Genomic DNA, 6,821 nt, shown 5'->3' on the forward strand with positions numbered 1-6,821 from the left:
GATCCGGATGGAGGGTATTGCCGCACCAAAGCCTGAGTAATGCTGCCAGTCATACCTGTCCCGTGATGATCTGAAGAGGAATTTCGCCACACAGGCGCCGTGAGGGAGCGATACGCGCCCCCCCCCGGCTTCGAAGCCCGGCAGGCCGACGCTGCCATCAGCAGTGCTCATACCGTCATCGACGGGCAGCCGCATGACCACGCTGGGAAACGGCACTGTTGCGCCTGCCATGAACCTGGAAGCGTCCCGCATCGCCCGCGCACCCCATGCCAAGGGCGTGGATCTTATCCCGCTCCCCCTGCGCGCTCAAGCACGACTACTCAGTCCCTTTTCGCATTCGGGCGGGCATTTTGCGCATCCGGATCAGGGACGACTGGCATGAAATCCATGCCATTAAGAAAACTTATCTTAACAAGCGTGTCGCGCTTCGCACTTCTGCCGATCAGTTCTATTCGTTGGTGTTGTAAGCATTCCTATTCATATTAGGCTATGCTTGACTTGCCATCGTTATCGCGACAAGCCAATTCCTGCGGTGTTATGGTCGACAACGACATCGTTCAACATGGGCGAAACTTGCATCCTTATTTGTTGCAAATATTTTTTCAAATCGGGCGATCCGATGTTGGAGCGATAAGTTCGGCGAGGGCTTCGCTCATCGGGCGAAAGCCGCGCGGCGCACGCCCGGTAGCACGTGGCACCTGGTGCGAAAACGGCGCGACAAGGCCGCCGCCAAACGCTTCTTCAGGCGTGTGCTGCATTCGAACCCGGCACCGCGCAAGATCGTCACCGAGCAGTTGCGCAGCTACCCCGCAGCAAGCGCCGGGATCCCGGCGCTTGCGAACGTGAAGCACGTGTTCGTCAAAGCGGCCGCCCGGCCGAACAACCGCGCAGAGAATAGCCACCAATCGACACGCGAGCGCGAGCGGCGCATGCACGGCTTTCGCGATCCTGAACGCACGCAGGCTTTCCTATCGACCTTCGGCCCGATTCGGCAGCATTCGCACTCAAGCGCCATCTGCTGCGCGCTTCACTCTATCGCAAACAACTCGCAGCCCGGTTCGTTGCATGGCGTGATTTCGCCGGACTCGCCCAAAATTCGTCGAATGCTCTCTGACCAGTAGTCGTATCTGCCCCCTTGCCGTCTCACCCTCGGCTAGTTGACAAAGCCTGCCAGAGATACCGGGACGACTTTTTGCTACGAAGGGAGCAAGGACGACTCATGCGGCGGCTGCGCGGCCAAGATCGAACCCGCGCCCGCGCTAGCGCACTACGCCAGGAAATCCTTTGCGTCGCGCGTACTCGTTGCGCAGGGGTAGATTGCGGATCGCCGAGGCAAAGAACTCCCGGATACGCACGCTCGCAGGCTTACCCGCGTTGGCAACCAGCGCGAGCGCCGGGCCGCCCATTCAGGTCCCTGCGTCCGCACGCCGTTCACGCTGGTGCGGTAGAGACGAGTGCGGTGCCTCGCCTGAAGCGGGAAGGTCGGAAACTAACTTCCATGGCGTGGTACCGTAATTTGCCTCAAGACTCTTGAGCCCCAATTCCGTGTACTCGCCACTCTGATACATATAGTTAGTTACACTGTTTTTGGAAAAGCCATTTCGGATTGCATAGTCGGTAGCGCTCGTACTCGATGGATCGATCTGATAGGCCACCGCCAGGTCCACCAACTTCATGCGCTTGCTGCCGGCAAGCTCCCGTTGAGCGGCCGTGAGCGCCGTGTCCACCAGAGCCCTCATGGCCGGATGAAGCCTGTCGCCGGATGATGATGACTCGTGCTGGGCCGGGGCGGCGGCGTTTTGAGCAGGCCCACTCTGCGATGCGAAAATATGGGCCCGCATTGCCAGATTCCGATCCGCCCCGTCGACCGCATCCTGCTGGACGGGCGTGCCGGCGATGCCCGGACTCGGCGGCAACCCTCCGAAGGCTGCGGAAGCTGGAGGGGTCTGCAAGCTCGGCCCCCGGTAACGTGACTGTCCGGCAAGGTTCCGGGCGGAGGGTGTCAGTCCCGCGAAGTCCTGCTGGGCCTCGGCGCGGGAGTCTGCGGAGCCAGAGGTGGCGCGCCCTGTGGTGGCAAGGCCCGAATTGTTGAATACGTGCATGGAGTTTGCCCGTAAAAGCTGGGTAAAGGGCTCACCCTACGGGTTTTCGATCTCGGCTGCGATCCTGACTGCGTAATCAACCCGCACCGTGGCGAAAACGACTTTTCTATCTGTGACAAAGGATATCGGCACAGTTAGAAGGAAACCCCGGCGCCCCGTCGGCGGCGCGCTATCAGGCCACCTCCTCTGTCCAACGACCTCTTACAACTTGAGGTGACGTCAAGAAAGAGATTACGGCCGGTCGGTACATTCAGTAGTCTGGATATGCAGACCCTCCAAGGAACGCCCTGTGATGATCAGATGTGCGTGTCGCGTAGCTGAGCGGGTCAACCAAATCGCATGCGCAACAGGCCGTTCTTGGGTGCGCTGGGTAGGTTAAATAGCGCCCACGCGCCCCCGGCAGCCTTTGGTGTACTCGCTCACTTCCCGAACAGTCGTGAGTGTCAGCGTCTGGTACGCTCAATCAGTACGGCGTTTCTCGCGAGTGGAGGAAATGGATGACGAGCCGTTGGCATTCAGTTTTATGCGGCGAAGAGCCCTATAAAATCAAGTACAAGTAGGAACCTCGCCGGGCGTTGCCTTTCATGGTCTCCCTGGTAAGGGCCATCTCGATGGGTTGTTGCCTTTCGAAATCAACGGCTGTTGCTACTGACCGACGCGTTGGCGCCACGTGCGACGACCGCCGGTCAGTATTCCAGATTACTACGGTCTGCCTAACTGACTGCATGGTGGCGAATAAGATTCAAGTATAGGAATACATTAGTAAATAGACGTAATTATTGCAAGATTTCATACATATTCATTCGCATGGAAAACGTTGAAAAATTTCGCGTCCCGACGCATCCCAAGTTCTAGGTATTTACAGATGAAATTTACTTGATGCAGTATGATTCGTTGCTGTCTCCGAAAAGGCCAATACACGTCAAGAGCAGGCATTCACAATTTGGTAGCTTCGCTATCCACAACCGGCACAAAAACGGAAACCGACATGAAGACCAATGCAAAACTTCTACCCCTGCTCGACCAAGACCAGTACGTTCTTTTCTCTTTGAATGAGGTCGGTCATTATTTTATCGATCTAAAAACTGGCGAACGTTATTTAAAACTAGATTCCAATTGGCTTTTGACCCCTGGAATACTGTGCGGTTGCGAGTTTTTTACCGTGCGATGGGTTGATCGCGGTTCTCGATTGGTATTCTATTTGGTATTTCATATGTCTGGTAAATATGAAGAAATAAAAGAGATGCTAAAACTGGTGAAAATGCTTGCCGCTCCAGATAGCATCACGGTTACAACAGCGCACAACCCACCTGATTGCGACGTTCGACCGACGATAGTCGCCAATGAGCTTTCGATACCACTCGAAAATATAAAGCACGAGCAAAATGGTAACCCCTTCGTGATGCTTAGCAAGCTCCAATAGCGGCCAGTGCGTGCCGACTCCGGTCATGGCCGATTCCGGCAGTTTGCCTGTCGAGGACGCGCCCACCGGGTGTTACATGAACGTCGACCCCGCAAACCGGATGGTTGCTGATGCGTTGGAAGCCGACTGGAACGCTCGCCTTCGGCAATTGGACACACTGCAGCAAGAACACGACCGCCAACGCAAGTCCGACCAAGGGACTCGACGACGAAGCGCGAACGGCGCATTCGGGCTCTAGCCAGTGACTTCGCTGTCGTGTGGGGCGACGATCATATCGAGCCTGTCGAACGCAAACGCATGCTCGGTCTGCTCATCGAAGACATCACGCTCGTAAAAGCCGGGCAGGTCTCGATCCACGTGCGTTTCCTGGTGTCAAGCGGCCTCAACTAGAGGCCGACAATTATCTTGTCCGGTGGATTGACGATTGTTGTAGCCGGTAGTGAGTAGTCGGAGGCGGCGTAGCCGCCGCAGACGACGAGCTACCGGCGCCGCGCCGGGAGATGGGTATAGGATTGGCTGGTTGCCTTCTCAGGAAGGGACCCGTCATGTCCGGACCCCATATTACGGACCAGCAGGTCCGCCTGTACAAGGTATTGCGCAAGCTGATTCTCCAGTTCCTCGGGCTTCATGCCTGCTCTCCCGGCTACGCGAGAGCGCCGGCATATCGAGCTTCGTGTAGATGGCCGTGCTTTGCAGCGATTGATGACCAAGCACATCGGCGATGCCCTTGAAGCTGGTTCCTTATCTGAGCATGTTCGTCGTGGCGGTACGGTAAGGCCGGCCGCTCGCGTTTGAGATAGACCAGCAGTGCGCGTTCGACGTCGCGTGCCAGGGACAGTTTGCGGTCCCGACGCGACTTGGTGCCGCGAACGTGGATGATGCCATTGCCCCAGTCGATATCCTCAAGCGTGAGCTTGGTCACCTCCGCGGCTCGCATTCCTGTCCTCGCGAGCGGGAGATCGATCGCCGTATTGCGCAGAGGCTGCGGCGTAGTGCCGTTGGCGGCGAATGAGATCACAAGTTAACCTCATCGATCGACAGGCAGGCGGGCAGGCGGGCGGCGCAGCGTGGCACCAGCGACGGATTCGCGGTACGGCGCCCTCGAGCCCTGGTGCGACCAACCCTTTGACGGCAAGGAAGCGCAACATGGCACGCAGCGCCACGAATGGTGTATTCGATGGCCATCGTACCGTAGACAAAAGATCGCGTCGTGCATACGCGCGAAGCGCATCTGGAGACAGGTGCTGCCATTCCAGTGGAGCACCTGAAATCCATTCGTACAGAAAAAGCTTCACGAACCGACCATACTTCCGACGCGTGTCGGTCGTTAGACCGCGGACGGCCTCGAGGAAGGCATCGAACTCGTCGAGAACCTGATCACGTGTACCCAGTTGCTCAACGGCATACTGTCGCAGCACGTCGCGCGCGCCCTGGGCATCCCATCGGGCCCGGTCCAGCAGATACTGGCGCCATCTGGTGTCGATTCGCCCATCCATTCCGCGAGCTGCCAGCCGTTTTGCGCTCCGGGGCGCCGAGCAGCGACCTCTGCCGCGACTCCGAACGGCTGAAATGGCTCGCCAGACGCCCGCGCAACGCTTCCAGCTCATGCTCCCAAGCCTTCACGACCGCTTTCATTAAGTGTTGTCGCGACACAGTCGACCGGACTATTCCTGCTTTTCTGCTTTATTTTGCAGCTTGAACCCGAAGGCCCGATTGATGGCTGCGCGCGTGCTGGTCTGCAAGCCATGATGGCGGATACCCTCGTTGATGGCCTGTTCAAGCGCCGCAGGACGCGCACCCGCATCGGTGCCTGCGGGCACCAGCTGCGACCATGACTGACCCTGCTCTTCCAGATGCACCAGGAACCGGTTGACGTTAGAACGGTATACAGAATCCAGTTCTCCGGGCAGATCCTTCAGCAGATCCTTGTGCTCCTGAAGATCCGGCGCAAGCCGAACTTTTTTTATGTCGCCTTGCAGTTTGAGTCCGAAGGCATGGTTGATGGCTGCGCGCGTGCTGGTCTGCAAGCCATGATGCCGGATACCCTCGTTGACGGCCTGCTCAAGCGCCGCAGGACGCGCGCCCGCACCGCTGTCCGCGGGCGCCAGCTGCGACCATGACTGACCCTGCTCTTCCAGATGCACCAGGAACCGGTTGACGTTAGAGCGGTATGCCTGATCCAGTTCTTTGGGCAGATTCTTCAGCAGATCCTTGTGCTCCTGAAGATCCGGCGCAAGCCGGACTTTTTTTATGTCGCCTTGCAGCTTGAACCCGAACGCCTGATTGAGCGCAGCGCGCGTGCTAGTCGGCCAGCCACGATGCCGGATCCCCTCGTTGACTGCCTGTTCAAGTGCGGCAGGACGCGCACCCGCACCGCTGTCCGCGGGCACCAGTTGCGACCATGACTGACCCTGCTCTTCCAGATGCACCATGAACCACTTAACGTTAGAGCGGTATACAGCATCCAGCCCTTCGGGCAGATCCTTCAGCAGATTCTTGTGCTCCTGAAGATCCGGCGCTCTTTGTATGTCGCCTTGCAGCCTGAACCCGAAGGCCTGGTTGATGGCTGCGCGCGTGCTGGTCGGCAAGCCATGATGCCGGATCCCCTCGTTGACGGCCTGTTCAAGCGCGGCAAGGCGCGCACCCGCACCGCTGCCCGCGGCCACCAGTTGCGACCATGACTGTCCCTGCTCTTCCAGATGCATCAGGAACCGTTTGACGTTAGAGCGGTATGCCCTATTCAGTTCTTCGGGTAGATCCTTCAGCAGATCGATGTGTTCAGGTAATGCCGGAGCGAACCTTGCGGGGGGCCTTGCGCGACTGCTGCCCGGGAGAGGGGCGGCAGGCTGTCGACGCACTGGAGCGTACAGGCTGTCATGGATCTGCTGCTCCGCATGGGAAAGCGGCAGTCCACGCGCCTGCTCTGCGTGGGCCCAGTCAACCAGTGCCGTCCCTGCCGGGTCCGCCCTCCGGCCTTGAGGCGCAACGTCAACGGACGAGCCTGAATGCGGCCTGTCGTCCAGATTCGCGAGTTCGTTGTCCACCTCATCCGCCGACAGCTGGGGGAAGCGATGCGGTTCAGGCGCCCCACCTTTCAGACCCGGAGCATTCCGGGCCTGCTGCCACTGGCCCTCCCGGTTTTCCAGACGGATCGTCCGCTCCCTTGCATTGCCTGTGGCATCCATCGGATTCCATACCACATACCCTTCCGTCGACGCGGCCTCGTCTTTGGCAACCCGGTACAGCTTCGCTCCGATCTGCGCGTAGTGCGCCAGCGTTTGCGGATCCTGCCATGT

At 58.7% G+C, this 6,821-nt stretch carries 5 protein-coding genes and 1 pseudogene; 2 read left to right on the forward strand and 4 right to left on the reverse strand.

What is annotated here, in order from left to right:
* Positions 1-596: 596 nt before the first annotated feature.
* Positions 597-1,114, forward strand: a pseudogene (locus tag HV796_RS39435) (DDE-type integrase/transposase/recombinase); the annotation flags it as partial.
* 292 nt (positions 1,115-1,406) lie between these two features.
* On the opposite strand, the gene HV796_RS39440 reads toward HV796_RS39435, so the two are convergent.
* On the reverse strand, positions 1,407-2,102 hold the full coding sequence (locus HV796_RS39440; protein WP_175233184.1) for a hypothetical protein: 696 nt from the start codon (positions 2,100-2,102) through the stop codon (positions 1,407-1,409).
* Positions 2,103-3,090: 988 nt separating this feature from the next.
* Between HV796_RS39440 and HV796_RS39445 the strand changes: the two genes are divergently transcribed.
* Positions 3,091-3,525, forward strand: coding sequence for a hypothetical protein (locus tag HV796_RS39445; protein WP_175233185.1), 435 nt, complete (start codon positions 3,091-3,093; stop codon positions 3,523-3,525).
* A 234-nt stretch (positions 3,526-3,759) separates the two neighbouring features.
* On the opposite strand, the gene HV796_RS45575 is transcribed toward HV796_RS39445, so the two are convergent.
* The 3 genes from HV796_RS45575 to HV796_RS39455 form a co-directional block, all read right to left on the reverse strand.
* Positions 3,760-3,882, reverse strand: coding sequence for a hypothetical protein (locus tag HV796_RS45575; RefSeq protein ID WP_281369987.1), 123 nt, complete (start codon positions 3,880-3,882; stop codon positions 3,760-3,762).
* Positions 3,883-4,168: 286 nt separating this feature from the next.
* A complete protein-coding gene (locus HV796_RS39450) occupies positions 4,169-4,543 on the reverse strand; it encodes a tyrosine-type recombinase/integrase (protein WP_175233186.1) in 375 nt (124 codons plus the stop codon).
* A gap of 646 nt (positions 4,544-5,189) precedes the next feature.
* On the reverse strand, positions 5,190-6,821 hold a 1,632-nt coding region (locus HV796_RS39455; RefSeq protein WP_175233187.1), incomplete at its 5' end, for a hypothetical protein.

The organism is Paraburkholderia humisilvae (genome assembly GCF_902859855.1).
In the GTDB taxonomy this organism is placed as follows: domain Bacteria; phylum Pseudomonadota; class Gammaproteobacteria; order Burkholderiales; family Burkholderiaceae; genus Paraburkholderia; species Paraburkholderia humisilvae.